The sequence below is a fragment of the Aeribacillus sp. FSL K6-8210 genome, assembly GCF_037963925.1.
Taxonomy (GTDB): Bacteria; Bacillota; Bacilli; order Bacillales; family Aeribacillaceae; genus Aeribacillus; species Aeribacillus composti.
The window spans coordinates 289027-310539 of sequence record NZ_CP150172.1; the positions used below are offsets into that span (position 1 = coordinate 289027).

Below are 21513 nucleotides of genomic sequence, written 5' to 3' on the forward strand. Positions count from 1 at the left end.
CTTTTTTTGATCAAACTTGACCATTGACAATTTTTTAAAACTAAAGGAAGATTCTTTTTATTATTTAGTGATTATGGTATTTTTCTTGTAGAGGTTAAAGTCTATTCACCCTTCGCAAGTTCGGATTTAAAAATAAAGGATATTTAGCAGCTGCTAGAAGTATCCCCTTTACAATATAATGGAATGATATCAGAAGCTTTGAAGATGTATGCCGTTCTTTAGACTTTATTAATTGAGAGAAAACCTTTAAGGAAGGGAAATAGGAATATATATTGTAAGGGTAACATCGGCCGCCAGATGGTTCTATGTTCGGCAGCTGAATGCAATTTGTGATTAGTTGATGAACAGAAAAGAAGGATTTCATTACACTTTATAAAAGGAAGTGTGACGTTGTGAAAGCCAAACAATTATTGGTATTACTATTTATTACAATAATCATTTCTGCTTGCAGTTCAAATAAAGAACAATCAACCATGGAGCACGCGCCGAATGGCGACTTGTGGGAAACAACTGCTTCAAGGGATGAACTGCCGACCTTTTTAAATGAATATAGCGAAAACATTCAAATCATCTATCAAGCAGCCGGAAAATCAATGGAGCTGCTGCAATGGATTCCTTGTTATTGTGGCTGCGGCGATCATGCCGGACATCGGAGCAGTCTAAATTGTTTTGTTAAGCAAGTAAATCAAAATGGTTCTGTTGTATGGGATGACCATGGAACACGCTGCAACGTCTGCTTAGAAATTGCAGCAGAAGCAATCAAAATGAAGCAAGATGGAAAAACGGTAAAAGAAATTCGCCAATATATAGATGAAAAATACAAAGAAGGCTATGCGAACCCGACAGACACACCAATGCCGTTATAAAGAAAAGGATGAGACCAATTATTGGTTTCATCTTTTCTATGTTTTATGCTTTGTCGAAACTGTTTTTGTCCTCAGGACTTGATCATGATGGAAAAAGGCTTGTGATTAGACATTTAATCTTGAATATCCATCAATACTGTTTTTTGTTATTTTTACATGAGCATTTTGCAAAATTAGATTTTTTGGATAAAAGTATAAAAAATAAAGCACTCGACAAATAGCTACCAGCATGTTATTTTACAAAATATTACAATAATCTTGTTTTCGGGCATACCTACAGAATTTTTCACATTGAATTTTTTTAAGCGGCTTTCTTCCCTTTATTTTCCTTTGCCATCGCTAGCGCTGAAACAAGTAATACAATAGCGTTCAGGTAAATATGGGTCTTTACTTTTTCAATTCCCCATACATGTAGGGAGTTCGCCGTAAGGTAGCTTTTCATTCTTGAATTACAGCGTTCTACACTTGTCCTCTCGTTGTAAAGCTCTTTCCAACGTTTTGTATCACGGTGCGGATTGGAATATCGGCGCACATCCTTTTTGATGTCGACTTTTACCACCATTCCATAGTTGGAAGATGAACAGGCTGCCATTCCTAATGGGCAATCCACTTTGCCGGTTGCGTGAGGACATCTGAACTTGAGCTGGTCCTTATCAGCTCCCCAATAAGTCATTTCATAACCCATGGAACAACGCGGAGTTCCATTGGAAGAAATCCCTTCAGGAGGCTCTTTTTCGTTGCGCAAATTGAGCGGGATAATGGCTTGCGCTCCAATGTTTTTGGCTGATTCATAGTTTTTTAGTTGGTCATATCCGCCATCCATGATCAGAAATTCAATTTTGGATTTGGTACGCTCTGCCACTTGCTCTATTAATTCTGGTGCGACTTCTCCATCGTTCACATGGGCAGGGGTTACTTTTATGGCTATTGGCAGTTCGCTTGCGGTATCGACTGAAAGATGCATCTTATAGCCAAACCAGGTAATTTTATTGCCGAAGGAATCATATTTTGCGCCCCAATTGGCATTACCCGTTTGTTCACTACGCTTTTTGGGCTGTTTCTTTTCATAGGCATCAATGGCGGCACTGTCGATGGCCTGGTGGCTGCCGTCAATTATTCCTTCCTCCTGAGCTAACTGTACCAAGTCAAGGAAGATCTTTTCAGCCAGCTTTTTTTTGGTAAGTGCCGCAAAAACCCGGCTGAGAGTGGAGATAGACGGTGCGGGGCGATCAATCGATAAACCGCATTGATAACGGAAACGAAGGTCTTTATCCAATCGATGATGAAGGGCGGTAAAGGTGTCGATGCCTTCGAGTGGGGCAGCGATGAGAGCCCTTAGAATCCCTTCTCTGGAATGACCGTCAGCCCCTCGGGGTGAAGAACTTCTCAACTGTTTAGCATAAGGGCGTAAATCAAGCGAGCTAAAAAAGATAGGTAATTTCTCTTTTGACTCTAATTTTTGCAGTTCTTCAAAGGAAAATAGGCTTTCTTGTAGAATATACAAAGTGACTTCCTCCTTTTGAATTTTTGTGGTTTCGTCACTTCAAAAATTCTACATTTTAGGGGTGAAGTCCTTTTTTATGTCTTTGAAATCCTTATGGCTCTTGGGTCAAAAAATATGCAAAATGCTCACATAATAAAATTGTCGGAGAAAGCTCCTTCGGCTTTTTTTGACCGATCCTCCACGCTTTCCAAGAAAGAATTATTTATTTCCCTGATCCATTATATATAATCATATTCCCTTTCGCTCCATGACCCATTTTCCATTCTGCCTTTCCCTCATGTCTAATTCTAAGGACTGATCTAATAAAACTAGCAAGAAAAGTCGAAATTTTTAAAAACATACTTGACAAATAGGAATAATGGAATTAATATCATACTTAAATCTTTTACTTTTATCCGGTTGCCCACTGGACCGCCAGAGGCTCATATCAGTTCCTAATATTAGGGATCTGATATGAGCCTTTTTTATTAAAATTTAAGGAGGGAAAATCAATGGGTTTACAATTTGCTTATTGGGCGCCAAACGTTAGTGGAGGGCTTGTGATCTCTAATCTGCCACAGAAAACAGGCTGGTCATTTGAGGATAACAAACGTTATGCACAAATAGCTGAAGAAAATGGTTTTGATTACGTCCTGCTGCAAACAAGATTTTTCGCCAGCTACGGAGCTGAAAAACAATTAGAAGCCGCTGCGCTTGCTTCTGCACTTGCCGCTAGTACCAAAAAATTAAACATTATTACAGCTGTGCTGCCCGGTCTTTGGCATCCAGGTGTCATAGCAAAAATTATTTCAACGATTGATCATATCAGTAATGGTCGTGCTTCAATTAATATTGTCAGCGGATGGTTTAAAAATGAATTTATCGGTTATGGGGAACCGTGGTTAGACCATGATGAACGTTATCGACGGTCTGAAGAATTTATACAGGTTCTACGAGATTTGTGGACAAAGGAAACCACTACTTTTAAAGGAGATTTTTATCGTATAAATGAAGCGCCATTAAAGCCTAAACCTATTAATATCCCGAAAATTTTCCAAGGCGGAAACTCGAAAGCAGCAAGAGAAATGGCTGGACGAGTTTCAGATGTTTATTTCATGAATGGAAACTCGCTGGAAAATCTGAAAAAGCAAATTGATCATGTGAAATCATTGGCTGAATCGAACGGAAGAAACATCCAATTCGGTGTTAATGGCTTCGTGATTGTTCGTGATACAGAAGAAGAAGCAAAACAAGTTTTAAAAGATATTGTTTTACATGCAGATAAAGAAGCTGTGGAAGGCTTTGAAAGTCAAGTGAAATTCGCAGGGAAAGCCTCTCCTGAAGGTGAAGGAATGTGGGCAGAATCCACCTTCGAAGATCTTGTGCAATATAATGACGGTTTCAAAACAGGTTTGATTGGGACGGCAGAACAAGTGGCGGATCGCATCATTGAGCTGAAAAAAATAGGAGTCGATATTGTTTTGACAGGATTTTTACATTACGATGAAGACTTAAAAGCCTTTGGTGAAAAAGTCATTCCGCTCGTAAGAGAAAAAGAAGCAAAATTGGAGGGAATCCTAGCCAACTAATATAAAGAAGCATAAGACTCGAAATGAGTAAGCTTTCGGAACAACTAACAAATGAATATGAATGATGTTGAGCATTCAACATCAAGAAATGAGGAGTCTCTTTCTTTAAATAATACTTGACATATAGGAATAATATGTATTAATTTAGTAATAAACAAAATAGTTTGATGAATGCTGACTGGACAACTAGAGGCTCTCAATTCAAGATCATGTTTCTTGAAATGAGAGTCTCTTTCCTTTTTTTACAAACATGGAAAGGTGGATTAGCGGTGGCAAATAGTTATGTGAACATATTGGATTATAAAGCGGAAAAACAAAAATCTTTGCGAGAAAATGAATATTTGAATTTGCCGGATTTACAATTTTTCCTTTGGTGCCAAAAGAATTATCGGATAAATAAAGGTGTTTTCAATACGATTGACAATTGGTTTTATACAAATGGAGTCGTTTCTATTATTCATCGTCGAATTTATATTTTAGCTTTTCTGGAATTTGTCAAAAGAGAAGATGCGGATTTTAAAAAACGCAAATATATCCGTTTTGGAAACGGAGGTCTTTCAAAGAAGCTTCATCAATTTATGAATGAAATAATGGAACAATAGAACGATTATGTCAGTAAACTATTAATCACAAACATTATTTAGATAAAGAAGACAAAGGGGTAACTAATGAATGAGTGTTGCAGAAGGAACAGGTCATTACCTTGACACAGCTTTGCAGTTAGCAAAGGAGTTTGCTAAAACTGCAATTGAAAGGGATGAACGAGGAGGAACAGCAAAAGCAGAACGTGATCTGCTTAGAAAAAGCGGATTACTTTCACTTATCATCCCGAAGTCTTTAGGCGGACTGGGGAAGGATTGGAAAGCTGTGCTGCAAATTACACGTGAGCTGGCAAAAGTAGACGGGTCATTGGCTCACTTATTCGGCTATCATTTCTTATGCTTGACATCCGTACATCTATTCGGTTCCCCTCAGCAGAAAGAGAAGTATTATAAGGAAACGGCTGAAAATAATTTGTTTTGGGGAAATACCTATAATCCTCTTGATGAAAGCTTGCTCGTAAAGCGAGAAGGGGATCAGTTAAAGCTAATTGGGAAAAAAAGCTTTTGCTCGGGTGCTAAAGATTCAGACCGGCTGCTTATATCAGCTAAAAGTCCAAATCAAGATCGCCCTGTTATTGCCGTTATTCCTACTAATCGGACGGGAATAATCATTAATGATGATTGGGATAGCTTCGGCCAACGGCAAACGGATAGCGGCACTGTTGTTTTTCAAGATGTACTGCTGAAGGAAGAAGAGATATTAAATTTCTATGAACAAGAACCTGAAAGCTTTTTCCCTACTATAAGGACGCATACTGCTCAAACCATTTTAGTTCATGTTCTTCTTGGAATTGCGGAGGGAGCATTTGAAGAAGCGAAAAACTATACGAAAAATATCACTCGTCCTTGGCTGACCTCTAAAGTAGATCAGGCGACGAGCGATCCATATACGATTCGCCAGTATGGAGATTTATATGTGCAGTTAAAAGCTGCAGCTGCATTGGCCCAAGACGCTTCAAATGCTCTGCAAGAAGCATGGGATAAAGAAAGGGCATTAACAGAACAGGAACGTGGAGAGTGTGGAATTATCATTGCGACTGCAAAGGTTGCAACAGCAAAAGCAGCTTTAGAGGTTACCAGCCGTATGTTTGAAGTAATGGGGGCAAGGGCAACTTTAGGAAAATATCGGTTTGACCGCTTTTGGCGAAATGTAAGGACTCACACGTTGCATGATCCCATTGAATATAAAATCCGTGATATCGGAGAATGGGCCCTTAACGGTAAATTACCTGAGATTACACCGTATTCTTAATGTAAAAACGATCGAATTTAATTGAAGAAAGGTGTTGACATTATGTCAAATATCGTGATTATTTCCGGAAGTCCATCTAAACCATCAAGAAGCTTAGCTATCTCTGCTTATTTAGAAAAAAGGATCAAGGCTGAAGGGCTGAATGCGTCTACCATTTCAGTTCGTGACCTGCCGGCAGAAGATCTTTTATTTGCCAACTTCAACAGCCCAAAAATTCAAGAGGTTTTAGCACAGATTGAACAAGCACAGGCAGTTATTATTGTAAGTCCTGTATATAAAGCAAGCTATCCTGGGGTGTTAAAAGCCCTGTTAGATTTCATTCCTGAAAAAGGATTCGTTGATAAAGTTGTTCTCCCAGTGGTTACCGGCGGAACAGCAGCTCATCTTTTAACATTGGAATATGCTATTAAGCCGATTGCTTCTGTGTTAGGCAGCCAGGAGATTTTAAAAGGAGTGTATTTCGTAGATTCTCAAATTGGCTATCACGAAGATCAGGTTACTTTTATTGATGCGGAAATAGAATCGAGATTACAAACATCATTGAATGATCTATTAAGCCGGTTAAAAGTTGAACAATTAAAATAGTGATTTATATATTGTTTGCACCGAACAGAAAGGATGTTTCATCCTGCTCACGGAGATGAAAAATAATGGTGCCAGAACTGTCACCAATAAATTGCTTAAGCTGCCGTTGATTCCAACCAAAAAATTCTTACCTTTGTATAGGGAAATATATTACTTTAGCAAAAATTTCATATGATCAAATGTATCATGTTGACTGGACGACCAGAGACATATCATCGCAAGTTTCGTACTTGCAAAGATAGTCTCTGTTTTTTTTCGTTATAAACCTTTAAATAAAACGAAGAAAAAGATGTAACAACAAGTATTTGAGAAAGAGACACGTACCTTTCAAAATTTGTGAATAATGATCCCACTCTATTTCAGTTTTGATATATAGAATCACAGACATTATCGGTCCATGGAATGATAACTAAACGACAATGTCAAATTTACGGTTAGTCGGGAGGAAATCATATGAAGAAAAAGCGAATTTATTTAAACGCTTTTGATATGAATTGTGTGGCGCATCAATCTCCGGGATTATGGGTGCATCCTGAAGATCAGTCATACCGATATAAAGATATTGAATATTGGGTTGAGCTGGCGCAATTACTGGAAAAAGGGCGGTTCGATGGATTATTTATTGCAGATGTAATCGGCATTTATGATGTGTATGGAAATGATAAAACAACAGCAGTACGTGAAGCAACCCAAGTTCCAGTCAATGACCCTATTTTACTTGTTTCTGCAATGGCGCATGCAACGGAGCATTTAGGCTTTGGGATCACATGCTCTACAACATTTGAGCATCCATATACATTTGCACGCAGAATGTCGACTTTAGATCATTTAACAAAGGGCCGAGTAGGCTGGAATATTGTTACTTCCTATTTGGAAAGCGGAACGAAAAACATCGATATTGGCGATCGGTTCCTCCATTCAGAACGATATAATATTGCGGAAGAATATTTGGAAGTTTGCTATAAATTATGGGAAGGCAGCTGGGAAGACGATGCTGTTATAAAAGATAGAGATAGAAAAATTTTCACAGACCCAGCGAAGGTTCATGAAATAAATCATCACGGCAAATATTTTAATGTGCCAGGCATTCATTTGTGCGAGCCGTCGCCGCAAAGAACACCTGTTTTATATCAAGCAGGCGCTTCAGCGAGAGGGCGTCAATTTGCAGCAAAACATGCTGAGTGCACATTTGTTTCGATGCCAGGAAAAGAGCCTATCGCTTCATATGTTAAAAATTTAAGAGCCCAGGCTGCTGAATTTGGCAGGGATCCGCAAAGCATAAAAGTATTCGCTTTGTTCACACCGATTGTTGGGCGGACGGAGGAGGAAGCGTGGGCGAAATATGAAGAATTATCGCAATATATCAGCTATGAAGGGGCCCTTTCTTTATTAGGCGGCTGGTCAGGTGTTGATTTTTCAAAATATGATCCTGATCAAGAAATTGAATACATTGATACTAACGCCATCAAATCAGTGCTCGAATCATTAACGAAAGCAAGTCCAAATAAAAAATGGACTGTCCGCGAGCTGGCGAATTTTGCTGGAATAGGCGGAATGGGTCCTGTAGTAGTCGGAACACCAAAGCAAATAGCTGATACGTTTGAGGAATGGATTGAAGATACGGATATCGATGGATTTAATCTCGCCTATGCAATAACGCCGGGAACTTTTAAAGATTTTGTTGATCTTGTCATTCCGGAGCTTCAACAACGTGGAGTCGTGAAAAAAGAATATGAAGAAGGAACTTTGCGGGAAAAATTGTTTGGCAAAGGCCAGTCCCGTTTACCGGAAGACCATATTGGAGCTAAATATAGAAATTTAAGCTATCAACTGCAGGATTAACCTTACTTTTTTGTATCAAAAGAAGCTTTGAACTTCGTATGATCAGCCTTGAAAAAAAGAAACTGTAGGTTAGTCGTTAGTCAGTATTACTTTTGCATCATCTTTATTTGACTTGTTGCCAATTTTGCTGCGGATTCATAAGTCCTTTAAGTCGTTTATGAAATGAATTCTTTTTTTGGTTAAACAAATTTTTAGGATAAATGGAGATATGGGGAATATGACAAAGCCATTATCATTTTCTGCTTTTGTTATGAATACACCTTCTCACATTCTTCACGGGATGTGGCGTGATCAAGAAGGTCATCAGCTTAACTTTAATGACGTAAATCTTTGGGTTTCTTTAGCGAAACGGCTGGATGAGGGAGGTTTTGACGTCATCTTTTTCGCCGACGTCGTCGGGCTGTACAATGACTTTCGAGGAGGATGGGATTTCCATATTGAAAATGGCTTGCAAGTACCTAGTAATGACCCAATGGTACTGCTTTCAGCACTTGCAGTAAATACAAAACATTTGGGCTTAGCTTTTACGGCGGCTCCGGTTCAAGAACCTCCCTTTAACTTTGCACGCCGTGTATCAACATTAGATCACATCACCAAAGGACGAATTGCCTGGAACATGGTTACCAGCTACTCAGCAAATGCCTTTCGCAACTTTGGCTATGACGGCTTAGTTCCGCATGATGAACGATATGAGTGGCTGGATGAATATGTTGATGTTTTATATAAGCTTTGGGAAGGTTCATGGGATGAAGGAGCGCTTTTGCAGGACCGTGAAAGCGGAATTCATGCGGATCCGGCGAAAGTCCATAAAATTCATCATGTCGGCAAGCGCTACAAGGTGGAAGGACCGCACTTAGTGGCTCCATCACCGCAGCGCACACCGTTGCTTTTTCAAGCTGGTTCGTCCCCTACTGGCAGAGATTTTTCGGCTCGCAATGCTGAAGCGATCTTCATTGGAGCACCTGATCCTGAAAATGCCCGCAAGCTGATCGATGAAACACGAAGGTTGGCGGTTGAAAATGGCAGAAAGAGTGAGGATATCCACTTTTATCAGGGATTGTACTTTGTGGTCGGAAAGACGGAGGAAGAAGCTCGGCAAAAAGAATATGAACTTGAAAATAAGATTGATTTCGATATGATGATCGCTCATTCCGCTGGGGGGATGGGAATTGATTTAGGGAATGCTACTTTAGATACTCCATTGGAAGATATCAAAACTGAAGGGATCAGAAGCACATATGAATGGCTAAAGCAAAGCACGCCGGGAAGGACTCCTACAGTTAGAGATCTTGCTAGGCTCAGGAGCAAAACAAACCGTATTGTCGGCACTCCTGAAATGATTGCAGACCAGCTTGAGCTTTGGAGGGATGCAGGTGTTGACGGCATCAATGTCATCAATGCGACGATTCCCGGTTCCTATGAAGAATTTATTGATCAAGTCATGCCTGTGCTTCGAAAGCGCGGTTTAGCGCGCAATGGATATGGAAAGCCAGGAACATTGCGGCGCAAATTGTTTGGGACAGATCGTCTCAATGAGCGTCATCCTGCTGCAAAATACCGAGGTGCATTTGCAGCGAAAAGCCCTGTGAATTGATCTGAGGTGCTTGTAATTGCTGTTTAGCTCTTTTTTTTACAAATAAATATTACTAAAAAGATGTGAATAGTGAAATTTAAAATACGATTAAAGGAGTGCATAAAAGATGTCAATTCAAAATCAATTAAATGAAGCAAGCTCTTTGACTTTTAACGGTCCGGTAAAAGTTGATTCGCCTGAATTAGATCAATTGATTGATGTAATTGCTAAAGACGCTGAGGAACGAAGAAATGCCGGCAGTGAAGAACTGCCTTATCACGCCTTCGATTTAATTCGGCAATCTCGATTGGGTGCTTTACGTCTGCCTGTTGAACTAGGCGGTGGAGGAGCTAGTATTCGTGATCTTTTCTATGTCCTAATCCGTTTAGCTGAAGCCGATCCGGATGTGGCGCACAGCCTTCGTGCCCATTATTGGCAAGTAGAAGAAATACTTCGAAATCCGGATAAAGAACGACGTGAGCAATTGTTGGGAATCGTGGCAAAAGGAGATATTATTGGGAATGCCTTTACGGAAATTTCATCAAAAAATGTTGGTCATTTGATTTTTGAAACAACTTTGACTCAAGATGGCGAAGGGTACCGATTAAACGGTACGAAATATTTTAGCACCGGTACCATATATTCCGACTGGGTAATCGTTATGGCATCAACCCCTGAAGGAAAACCTGTTTCCGCGTTTATTCCGACAAATCGTGATGGCGTCATCATTGAAGATGACTGGGATGGTATCGGACAAAAATTAACAGGAAGCGGTACAACACGCTTAAACAATGTATATGTCAATCGAGAAGAAGTAACATTTATTGATGAGACGAAGACGCCTTTCAATTCATTTTTACAGCTCTATCTGCAAGGAGTGATAGCGGGTATTTTGCGGAATGTGGTGACAGACGCTAAAGCTTTAGTTCATGGAAGATCCAGAACCTTTACTTTTGCATCGGCAGATACACCAGCGGCTGATCCGCTGCTTCAGCAAATTATTGGGCAGCTTTCAAGCAGCGCGTTTGCCGCAGAAGCACTTGTGCTGGCTGCCGCAGATGCATTAGACATAGCAGTGAATGAGGCGGTTAATGGAGAAATAGACTTTGATTTAAGTCATGAGGCTTCCCTGCGAGCTGCTCAGGCGAAAGTTATTATCGATCACCTTGCATTACAAGCAGCTACACTTCTCTTTGAGGTTGGCGGCGCTTCAGCTACGAGACAATCCAAGCATTTTGACCGCCACTGGCGCAATATTCGCACACTTGCTTCCCATAATCCGATAGCCTACAAAGCAAGAGCTATTGGCGATTATGTTGTGAATGGTACGAAGCTTCCGATAAGAGAGGTTTACTTCTAAGGATTTTATTGGAGGATGCACAATGGATTTTAACGCAAGCAATCAGACGATTCGAAATGAACGAGATGCAAGGCTCGTAGAATATGCGGAGCACATTGCAGAGAAAATTCGACAGACAGCTGATAAATATGATGAAACAGGAGAATTTCCGTTTGAGCATATCGAAATCCTGAAAAAAGAGGGTTATCATAAGCTAACAATCCCTAAAGAATATGGCGGTGAAGAACTTTCATTATATGAAATTTTGCTTGTACAAGAACGATTAGCGAAAGCCTGTGGTTCTACGGCACTGGCGATAGGATGGCACTTAATGGCATTCTTTAGCCTTAGGGATTTCCGGCCTTGGAAAGAAGAAATTTTTGCGAAAATATGCAGAGAGGCCGTTGAGGAAGGTTCATTATTAAATGTTTTTGTCACGGAGCGGACATCAGGCAATATTGTAAGAGGTGGAACCCCATCAACAATTGCGAGAAAAACGAAAGACGGATATATCATTTCAGGAAGAAAGGCATTTGCAACATTGGCGCCAATTGTGTCGCATTTTACGATTTTGGCATATGTCGAAGAAGAAGATAAAACGGCCGAATTTTTAATTAAAAAAAATGATTCGGTACAATTGATAGATACATGGAATGTTTTGGGAATGAGAGCAACAGGCAGCCATGATATCGAACTGCATGATGTGTTTGTGCCGGAAGAGGCGTTATTGTCTTACATTGACAAGGGGAAGAACAACCGCTTTAAGGGCAACAGCAGTGCCTACACGCTGCAGTTGCCAGCCATTTATTTAGGGATTGCGATTGCTGCCAGAGATTTTATTTTAAAGTATGCGGCTGAGAAATTTTCACCAAGTCTAGGAGATGTTATTCTAGAGGCGCCGCATGTTCAGGATAAAATTGGAGAAATCGAAATTTTAATCGCTGTATCAAGATACCTGTTATACGGTTTAGCTGAAAAATGGGACCGAAATTTACATGTTCGAGATAAGTTAAGCAATGAAGTCTCTATTACAAAATATACAGTATGTAATAATGCGATCAAAATAGTAGAGCTGGCTATGAGAATCGCAGGCGGTCATTCGTTATCGAAAGATTTGCCATTAGAAAGATATTTTAGGGATGTTCAGTGTGGTTTATATAATCCTCCTTTAAATGACATGGTCGTGAGTCAAGTTTCGAAATCCGTGATTGAAGAATATCGAAATAGCTTGAAAGAAGTGCAATTTAAATAGGAGGATGCTGGAGACTGTGGGAGCATTTTCTGCTGCTGAGCAGAAAAGTGCATAATATTTGCTGACTGGAACACCAGAGGCCTTAATTTCATGAAAAATGAAATTAAGGCCTTTCTTGTGCGCCCGGCATGGGTGTAATCTATAGGGTGAAAGTCCCGAGCTGCGAAGGCAGAAGTAGCAGTTAGCTTAACGCAAGGGTGTCCGTGGTGACGCGGAATCTGAAGGAAGCGAGCGGCAAACTTCCGGTCTGAGGAACACGAACTTCATATGAGGCTAGGTATCACTGGGTGAGTTTGCAAGACAAAACAAAGCCCTTTCTGCCGAAGGTGATACAGAGTAAATGAAGCAGATGGATGGAAGGAAAGATTACACTCTTACCCGGGGAGGTCTGGCTGGCACGCCAAGTAACCTTGGTAACCTATCTAGTGATAGATAGCTGAACCGTCAGAAGTCAGCAGAGGTCATAGTATTAGTTGGTCTAGAACAACTAAGAAGGACCGAACAATTAAGAGAGAATAGCCCTTGGCATTCAGTGAGTCATGATGAACACAGAAAACGTAGTACCTCACTTGAGGGAGGAAGCGGTGAATCCCGTGGGAGATCTCTTGGAGGGTGGAGTGACCACTGGCATAAAGAGAACAGCTATTCACGGAAGTTATAAAGACTTGCGTCAATTATCTTAATTGAACCGCCGTATACGGAACCGTACGTACGGTGGTGTGAGAGGACGGGAGTTAATCGCTCCCTCCTACTCGATTTTCACAATATGACAAGGAAAAAAATTTTTTGCATTGCACAAATGTGTCAAAGTATTATGGTTCATCGCCATTTTTCCAAGTTAAACAAATTAAATTAAACATAATGAGTTAAGATGGGAGAAGCGCCATCGGCCCAAACACTCGAGTAGTTCCCGCATTAAACGTTTTGAACAAAGGGGATATTGTATATAGATCTGGATAAATTTTCGGTTGGTGGAGGAAATTGATGATTAGGCTAGAGAGAGTTAGTAAAATATACGAGTCTGGTGGGAAAAAAGTAGAAGCTGTAAAAGATGTTTCGCTTCACATTAAAAAAGGCGACATTTTTGGAATCATCGGTTTTAGCGGAGCCGGAAAAAGTACACTTCTTAGGTTAGTGAATTTACTCGAACGTCCGACAAAAGGAAATATTATAGTCGATAATTATGATTTGAATTCCATATCTTCGAAAGATCTGCGGCAATTAAGAAGAAAAATTGGAATGATTTTTCAAACATTTAATCTATTTAATTCTCGCACGGTATATGGCAATATTGCTTACCCTTTAAAATTGGAGAAAAAATCGAAGGAGGAAATCCACCAACGAGTTACAGAGCTATTACAATTTGTTGGTCTTGAAGACAAAGCTGACAAATTTCCAGAACAGTTGTCAGGAGGTCAAAAACAAAGAGTAGGGATTGCACGAGCGCTTGCAACTTCACCAGACATTCTGTTATGTGATGAGGCTACCTCGGCTTTAGATCCAGAAACCACAAATGAAATATTAAATCTATTGAAAAAAGTGAATGAAGAATTCAATATTACGATTTTATTAATAACACATGAAATGAACGTGATTCGAAAAATTTGCAATCGCGTAGCGGTTATGGAAAACGGGAGAATCATTGAAGAGGGCGAGGTTTTTAATATATTTTCAAATCCTCAAGAAAAAACGACGAAAAATTTTATCAGTTCGGTTGTAAATGAAAAATTATCTTCGAGCTTGCTTGAAAAGTTAAGGAAGGATCATGAAAGAAAGCTTTATCGAATTGTATTTTCAGGAGACACTGCGAGTCAACCTATATTATCGACATTAACAGCTAAACATAATATTCACTTTAATATCATTTACGGAAGCATCAATGAACTTCAAAATCAATTGTTTGGCAATTTAATCGTGGAATTCATTGGAGCTGATTCTCAAATTGAAGAAGTATTAAAAGAGTTGACAGAGATAGTTGAAGTAAGGGAGGTCACAAACGGTGAAAGTTGATTGGACGACGTTTTGGCCTAGAATACTTCAAGCAACAGGTGAAACGATTACAATGGTCATTTTCACATTGATTTTTGCTAGTATTTTAGGAATTATCATGGGACTACTGCTATTTGTCACCCGTAAAGGCAATATTTTAGAAAATAGATTCATCTTTTCATTTTTGAATTTATTAATCAATATTATTCGACCTATACCGTTCATCATATTTTTAGTTGCCATCAGCCCGCTTACGCGATTCGTTGTGGGAACTACAATTGGAACGACAGCGGCTATTTTTCCGATGACCATTGCTGCAGCTTTTGCCATTGCCAGGGTGGTAGAAAATAATTTAGTCTCAATTGATCCAGGTATTATTGAGGCTGCAAAGGCGATGGGGGCATCACCCATTCAAATAATATTTGGGGTACTAATTCCCGAAGCATTAGGGCCTTTAATTTTAGGAATTACATTTATCACCGTAGGACTTATTGATTTTTCCGCCATGGCTGGAACGGTCGGCGGAGGGGGCCTTGGGGATCTTGCGATGACATATGGTTATCAGCGGTTTGATACATCCGTCATGATTGTTACGGTTGTCATATTAATTATTCTTGTTCAAATTGCCCAATTTATTGGCAACATGCTTTCACGTTTCTTTTTACGCAGATAGATCAATCATATATTAGGGGGATTATTATTTTATGAAAATCAAACTATTCCATTTACTAGTTACAATTTTGGTGATTGGCCTCCTGGCGGGCTGCAACAGCGATTCAGCATCTGGTGATAAAAATGAAAAAGTCGTTACTGTTAAGGTGGGGATTACCGGATCAGATGGACAGTATTGGGACATCATTAAGAAAAAAGCGTTAGAAAAAAATATTAAGGTAGAATATGTCGAATTTTCCGATTATGTGCTGCCAAATACTGCACTTGTCAATGGCGAGGTAGATGTGAACGCCTTCCAGCATCTTGCATTTTTAAGTCAATTTATCGCGGAAAATAATGTGAATATTGTGCCGATTGGCTCAACTGTTGTTGCTCCTTTAGGATTGTATTCGGAAAAATATAAAGATGTATCCGAGATCCCAAATGGTTCAAAAATTGCGGTTCCAAATGATCCGGCTAATTTAGGCAGAGGGCTAAAGGTTCTGCAGCAAGCTGGATTAATTGAGTTAAGGGAAGATGTCGGTCTTTATCCAACAGTAAAAGATATCGTTAAAAATCCAAAAAATATTGAAATAGTAGAAGTCGTTGCCCAACAGACTCCTAGAGTACTGCCTGATGTAGCCGCATCAATTATTAATGGCGGAATAGCTGGTCAAGCCGGCTACACTTTAGCAGATGCCATTTTTCATGATGATCCAAACAGCAAAGATACACTGCCGTATGTTAACGTTTTTGCCACTTTAGAAAAGAATAAAGACAATGAGGCATATAAGACCATTGCGGAAATTTATCAGACAGAAGAAGTAGCTAAAGCAGTAGAAGAAGATACGAAGGGTGCAAGCATTGTCACAAAGGTGCCAGTACCAGAACTGCAAAAAGAATTAGATCGCTTAGTTGAAAATATAAAACAAGGCAAAGAATAACATAAGAAAGGAATTGTTTATTTGCGAGCAAGGCTGCATTTGAATTTGATGACAATCGACTGATAGAATCGGAATTTGTACTTTTGAAAAGATGCTGGAGTGAGAAATATGGCAAAGCAGATAATATTAAATCTTTTTGATATGGCAGGAGCTATGCATAATTCTCACGGATTATGGAAGCATCCTCAAAATAAACGTCATCTTTATTATAATGATCTACATTATTGGATTGAGTTAGGAAAATTGTTGGAAAAAGGGAAGTTTGACACTATTTTCTTTGCAGATGTAGCAGGAGTGTATGATGTCTATCAAAATAGTAAAGATGCTGCGATTCGAGACGGCGTTCAAGTTCCGCTAAATGATCCGGCCTTTATTGTACCAGCGGTGGCAGCTGTTACAGAGCATTTGTCATTTGTAGTAACGGTCAGCACAACGTATGAACATCCGTTTTCAAATGCACGTCGTTTCTCCACATTAGATCACTTTACAAACGGCAGAATTGGCTGGAATGTTGTCACCTCATATTTGCCAAATGCTGCGCAAAACTACGGCCATAAAGAAATTGTTAAACATGACGAGCGTTATGATATTGCCGATGAATTTATGGAGGTTTCCTATAAGCTTTGGGAAGGCAGCTGGGAGGAGCATGCGTTTGTTGGCGATGCGGAAAATGAAATTTTATTTGATCCCGAAAAGGTTCATGAAATAAACCATAATGGGCGATATTTCAGCGTAAAAGGCCCGCATTTAACATATCCTTCTGCACAGCGGACACCTGTTATTTTTCAGGCAGGTTCTTCTGAACGCGGCAGAGATTTCGCCGCCAAGCATGCAGAGTGTGTGTTTGTTGGCGGGTCGACGCCCGAAAAATTAAGATTTTATATTCAAGATATTAAAGAACGGGCTGAAAAATACGGACGGAATCCTGATAATATTAAAGCATTTACGTTTTTAAATGTCATTGTGGCAGAAACGACAGAAGAAGCTGAATTAAAATATGAGGAATACAATCGATTGTGGAGTGCTGAAGCGGCAAAAGCTCAATATAGCGGTTCAACAGGCTATGATTTATCTAAATATGAAGATAAAGACGCCTTTTTTGAATATAAGCATACGGAACATGGTCAGTCTCGAGCTGCTTCATTAACGAAAGATGCGCCAAGAAAATTAACTGTTCGAGAAGTGTTAAACAAGTTTGAAACGATCGGAAGGAGTAATGTATTAGTCGGCAATCCCGTTGAAATAGCTGACAGCATTCAATTCCAGATCGAACAAACTGGAATCGACGGGTATAATCTTGCACATCTTATAACGCCTCGAAGCATTGAAGAGTTCATTCATTTCGTTGTTCCGGAGCTGCAAAAACGTGGAATCTATAAAAAAGAATACGAGAAAGGAACACTGAGGGAGAAGCTGTTTGGTACAGGGAAAAAGCTGCTGCCAGATGATCATACAGGTGCAAAATATCGGAATTTTTAACAATTTTAAAGTTTGCTTCTCCTTCAGCTCATAATGTTGGAGGTAATAATGGAATTTCGTACAGTTGGAAGGACAGGCATTCATGTTTCAAATTTATGCTTTGGAACAATGTCATTCGGCGGCATTGCAGATGAAGAAACTTCCATTATGATGTATAAGCAATGTCGAGAAGCCGGGATAAACTTTTTTGATACAGCAAATGTTTATAATGATGGACGTGCTGAAGAAATTCTTGGAAAGTGTATTGCCGGTCATCGAGATGAGATTGTTTTAACCTCTAAAGCAGGCTTGCCTACAGGCAAAGATTTAAATAGCGGCGGTTTATCGAGAAGAAATCTTTTTTTATCAGTTGAACAAAGTTTAATAAGATTGGGCACTGATCGGATTGAATTTTATTTTGTTCATCTGTTTGACGAGTATACAGATATTGAAGAAGTCGTTAGAGCTTTAGATGATTTACAAAAACAAGGGAAGATTTTATTCCCCGCTGTAAGTAACTGGGCTGCCTGGCAAATTGCAAAAGCTCTAGGAATATCTGAAAGAAAACAGCTAGCACGGTTTGAGTTAATTCAACCGATGTATAATCTCGTAAAACGGCAAGCGGAGGTAGAAATTTTTCCGTTAGCTCAATCAGAGCAATTAGGTGCCATAACTTACAGTCCGCTCGGCGGAGGCTTATTAACCGGAAAATATAACAGTATAAACAAGCCGGAGCAAGTAAGATTAGTAGAACAAAAGAATTATGAGAAAAGATATAGTCATCAGTATTATTTTACTGTTGCACATCAATTTACGGAGCTGGCGAAACAATTTGGATATCATCCTGCTTCTTTAGCAGTTTCATGGGTATTACATCATCCTGCTGTAACTGCTCCAATTATAGGAGCACGTAATCCGGAACAACTGGCCCTATCGATTGCTGGGGCAGAAATCCCTTTAACTGCCAGTGAAAGAGAACAGATATCCGCATTGTCAGATGAGCCTCCATTACCAACGGATCATAGTCCAGATGAGGATTTATTTAGCAAATATAGAAAGTAATCCAGAGGAAACGGTGCTAGTGTTTTAAAAATCTAGCATAAGAATCGATTTCACACTTTGACAAATTTGAAATCAGAGAATGGTTATGCTGTCTTTTCCTTTAATGGCAATTTGTGAAAAGCTGTTGGAGCAATCTTTTCTTACGGGATGGTGGACTTAAGTATTCTAATGATGAACATCAGAGCTTGGTAAATGGACATCCATTTCCTGAATCAAAACAATCGTGGTGTAAGCTGCGGTGTAAAACAAACGGATTGATGAAACAGTTGAACGTTTGAACTTTCACATTATTTTTTGCGGTAATACGCGAAAAAGATGTGGTTGGTAAATTTAAAAAACAAAACAGGAGTGTTTGATGAATGTCAAGCCAAAAACCATTAAATCAAAGGATTAACTTCAAAAATAAAGATGAATCAAATTCTCTAACTTTTACCAGCCCAGTAAAAGTTGATTCACCAGAATTAGAATACTTAATTGCTGCAATTGCAGAAGATGCTGAAAAACGCAGAAGTACTGGGAGTAAAGATCATCCATATTATGCCTTTGATTTAATCCGAAAATCTCGATTGGGTGCATTGCGATTACCTGTTGAACTTGGCGGCAGCGGTGCAAATATTCGTGATCTTTTTCAAATTTTAATACGTTTAGCGGAAGCTGATCCAGATGTCGCACACAGCCTTCGTTCACACTTTTCCCAAGTGGAGAAATTTTTGCTGCTTACGGATGAAAAACTCCGTGAAAAGTGGCTGCAAAGAGTAGCCAATGGAGAAATCATCGGCAATGCTTCTGCTGAAATTTCATCCAATAATGCTGGAAATTTGGTTTTTGAAACAACTTTATCACCGGATGGTGAAGTCTTCCTATTGAATGGCAAAAAATACTTTAGTACCGGCACACTGTATGCAGACTGGGTAGTTGTTACGGCATCAACTCATGAAGGAAGGCCTGCATCGGTAATAATTCCGACAAATCGTGAAGGTGTCATCATTGAAGATGACTGGGACGGCATCGGACAAAAATGGACAGGAAGCGGTACTACACGTCTTCACAATGTGTATGTCAATCAAGATGAAATAACATATATTGATGGCTCCAAAACGCCTTTCAACTCTTTTCTGCAGCTCTATTTGCATGGAGTGATAGCGGGCATCTTGCGGAATGTGGTGACAGACGCTAAAGCTTTAGTTCATGGAAGATCACGGACATTCAGTTTTGCTGCTGCGGATACACCTCGACAAGATCCGCAACTGCAGCATGTCATTGGACAGCTCTCAAGCAGCGCGTTTACCGCAGAAACTATTGTCCTAGCTGCCGCAGATGCAATTGATGCTGCTCTGAATTCAGCAGTTAATGGAGTGATCGATTATTCTCTGAGCCATGAAGCTTCCCTGCGAGCTGCACAGGCCAAGGTTATTATAGATCAACTTGCCTTACAGGCCTCGACGCTTCTTTTCGAGGTTGGAGGGGCATCCGCAACGAGACAATCAAAACATCTTGACCGTCACTGGCGTAATATTCGCACTCTTGCTTCACATAATCCAACAGTTTACAAAGCTAGAGCTATTGGCGACTACGTCGTGAACAGTACAGATCTTCCAATAAGAGAGGTTTACTTTTAAGGCTGTTTTAAAAATTTTATATATAAAAAGGAGTGTTTAAAAATGAGTAACTATGAAACAATTAACAAAAAGTATTCAAGAGCATTTATTGAGGAAATTAGGGAGAAAGTTAAGCCAATTATTGAAGAAGTCATTAAACCAAGCGCTGAACGAATTGACAAGAGTGGGGAGTTCCCGCGTGAAAGTTTGTTAGCCCTTGCGAAAGAAGGATGGAATTCAGTAACATTTTCTGAAAAATGGGGAGGATTAGATTTAGGATATTTAGGATTTTCCATCGTGGCTGAAGAAATCGGGAAAGTTGATGCGTCAACAGCTTTAGTATATGCTATGCATGTTGGAGCAGCACAAGTAATTGTTTTATATGGAAACGATGATCAAAAGAAACGGTGGCTGCTCCCTATCAGAGATGGTGCGATCGGAACCTTTGCTGTTAGTGAAAAAGCTACAAGAGGTCATGTATGGTTTAGCTTAAGCCAGGCTGAGCGCGATGGCAGCGATTATATCATTAATGCTGAAAAATCCTTTACGACAAGCGGAGGCCAAGCAGATTTTTATATTTTGCAAACGAGAACACCTGATTCTGACGACCCTAGTAACATTAGCTTCTTTATCGTTGACGGCCATAATGACGGTATAGTTGCAAAGCCATGGAATGCATTAGGTGTAAGAGGAAGCCACAGTGGTCCAATTACGTTTAACAATATAAAAGTAAGCGGCCGCGATCTAGTGGGATACGAAGGGTTAGGAAGAGAAATCATGGATGAAGGCGCAAACCCTATTTATATACTGGGTATTGCATCTGTTTGGCTCGGTGTTGCCCAAGGTGCACTAGAACTGGCTGTTAAACATGTTAAGAATGCAGTTAACAAAGGATTTAATAATAGTTTGGCTGACCATCAAGTCATTCGTGAAAAATTGGCAGAAGTGAAAATAAGAATTGCAGGTTTAAAAGCATGGCAGATAGATTTAGCAAGACATTATGATGAATTGCTGGCAGAAGGGCAACCTATAAGCTCATTGGCATCCGAAGTCATAGAATTTAAAGTGAAAGCATCCGAAACAGCAGATTTTGCTGCACGAATTGCGATGGATGTAGCGGGCGGTTATGGCTATATTGAAGGACCTTTTGAACGGCTTTACCGCGATGCCCGGGCAGGAATCCCGATGGCTCCATCTAATAATATCGCCCGCGACCAAGTGGCAAAAATTTTATTAGAATTGCCGTTGAATCTTTGGAATGAGAATGAAAGAAAATAAACCAAACCAGCAATGCATTTTTATTTGGAGTCTGAAATCTGTAAGAACTTTACTGCCTATTTAGGATAATGATGAATGGATGAATCGGTAGGTCAATTGTCTGTAACGCTGTTAGAATAATTATGAATTAATGAATAAATGACCAATTGC

Annotated in this window: 17 protein-coding genes; 16 read left to right on the forward strand and 1 reads right to left on the reverse strand. The window is 39.7% G+C overall.

The features are described 5' to 3' along the window. Positions 1-392: 392 nt before the first annotated feature. Positions 393-866, forward strand: coding sequence for a PCYCGC motif-containing (lipo)protein (locus NSQ41_RS01480; protein WP_063386536.1), 474 nt, complete (start codon positions 393-395; stop codon positions 864-866). 301 nt (positions 867-1167) lie between these two features. On the opposite strand, the gene NSQ41_RS01485 is transcribed toward NSQ41_RS01480, so the two are convergent. Then, the gene (locus NSQ41_RS01485; RefSeq protein ID WP_339192838.1) at positions 1168-2370 is read right to left on the reverse strand and encodes a transposase; all 1203 of its coding nucleotides are present in this window, start codon (positions 2368-2370) and stop codon (positions 1168-1170) included. 491 nt (positions 2371-2861) lie between these two features. Here NSQ41_RS01485 and sfnG point away from each other — a divergent pair, with 491 nt between their 5' ends. The 15 genes from sfnG to NSQ41_RS01560 all read left to right on the forward strand — a co-directional run bounded on the left by sfnG (position 2862) and on the right by NSQ41_RS01560 (position 21363). Beyond that, positions 2862-3938, forward strand: a complete 1077-nt coding sequence (sfnG, locus tag NSQ41_RS01490) for a dimethylsulfone monooxygenase SfnG (RefSeq protein ID WP_063386537.1) — start codon at positions 2862-2864, stop codon at positions 3936-3938. Positions 3939-4207: 269 nt separating this feature from the next. After that, a complete protein-coding gene (locus NSQ41_RS01495) occupies positions 4208-4540 on the forward strand; it encodes a hypothetical protein (protein ID WP_235600401.1) in 333 nt (110 codons plus the stop codon). Between the two features lie 70 nt (positions 4541-4610). Next, positions 4611-5792, forward strand: a complete 1182-nt coding sequence (locus NSQ41_RS01500) for an acyl-CoA dehydrogenase family protein (RefSeq protein ID WP_117017026.1) — start codon at positions 4611-4613, stop codon at positions 5790-5792. A 42-nt stretch (positions 5793-5834) separates the two neighbouring features. Beyond that, positions 5835-6377, forward strand: coding sequence for an NADPH-dependent FMN reductase (gene ssuE / locus NSQ41_RS01505; protein ID WP_063386539.1), 543 nt, complete (start codon positions 5835-5837; stop codon positions 6375-6377). A gap of 453 nt (positions 6378-6830) precedes the next feature. Further along, on the forward strand, positions 6831-8219 hold the full coding sequence (locus tag NSQ41_RS01510; protein WP_066247175.1) for an LLM class flavin-dependent oxidoreductase: 1389 nt from the start codon (positions 6831-6833) through the stop codon (positions 8217-8219). 217 nt (positions 8220-8436) lie between these two features. Beyond that, on the forward strand, positions 8437-9813 hold the full coding sequence (locus NSQ41_RS01515; protein ID WP_327856057.1) for an LLM class flavin-dependent oxidoreductase: 1377 nt from the start codon (positions 8437-8439) through the stop codon (positions 9811-9813). Between the two features lie 106 nt (positions 9814-9919). After that, a complete protein-coding gene (locus tag NSQ41_RS01520; RefSeq protein ID WP_144596894.1) occupies positions 9920-11152 on the forward strand; it encodes an acyl-CoA dehydrogenase family protein in 1233 nt (410 codons plus the stop codon). A gap of 22 nt (positions 11153-11174) precedes the next feature. Continuing rightward, positions 11175-12383: an acyl-CoA dehydrogenase family protein gene (locus NSQ41_RS01525; protein WP_339210838.1), complete on the forward strand. Its 1209-nt coding sequence runs from the start codon at positions 11175-11177 to the stop codon at positions 12381-12383. A 984-nt stretch (positions 12384-13367) separates the two neighbouring features. Continuing rightward, entirely contained in the window at positions 13368-14393 is a 1026-nt protein-coding gene (locus tag NSQ41_RS01530; protein ID WP_130157495.1) for a methionine ABC transporter ATP-binding protein, read from the forward strand. After that, positions 14383-15045 carry a methionine ABC transporter permease gene (locus NSQ41_RS01535; protein WP_066247161.1) on the forward strand — a complete coding sequence of 221 codons (663 nt, stop codon included), beginning with the start codon at positions 14383-14385 and terminating at the stop codon, positions 15043-15045. The genes NSQ41_RS01530 and NSQ41_RS01535 overlap by 11 nt, the downstream gene beginning before the upstream one ends. Before the next feature lie 31 nt (positions 15046-15076). Next, complete coding sequence (locus NSQ41_RS01540) at positions 15077-15967, forward strand: MetQ/NlpA family ABC transporter substrate-binding protein (protein ID WP_339210840.1); 891 nt, start codon at positions 15077-15079, stop codon at positions 15965-15967. A gap of 108 nt (positions 15968-16075) precedes the next feature. Next, positions 16076-17446 (forward strand): LLM class flavin-dependent oxidoreductase, encoded by a 1371-nt coding sequence (locus NSQ41_RS01545; protein ID WP_339210842.1) that lies wholly within the window; start codon positions 16076-16078, stop codon positions 17444-17446. Between the two features lie 48 nt (positions 17447-17494). Then, the gene (locus NSQ41_RS01550; RefSeq protein ID WP_339210844.1) at positions 17495-18487 is read left to right on the forward strand and encodes an aldo/keto reductase; all 993 of its coding nucleotides are present in this window, start codon (positions 17495-17497) and stop codon (positions 18485-18487) included. Positions 18488-18846: 359 nt separating this feature from the next. Next, positions 18847-20106: an acyl-CoA dehydrogenase family protein gene (locus tag NSQ41_RS01555; protein WP_339210846.1), complete on the forward strand. Its 1260-nt coding sequence runs from the start codon at positions 18847-18849 to the stop codon at positions 20104-20106. Between the two features lie 42 nt (positions 20107-20148). Continuing rightward, positions 20149-21363, forward strand: a complete 1215-nt coding sequence (locus NSQ41_RS01560) for an acyl-CoA dehydrogenase family protein (RefSeq protein ID WP_063388388.1) — start codon at positions 20149-20151, stop codon at positions 21361-21363. Positions 21364-21513: the final 150 nt, after the last annotated feature.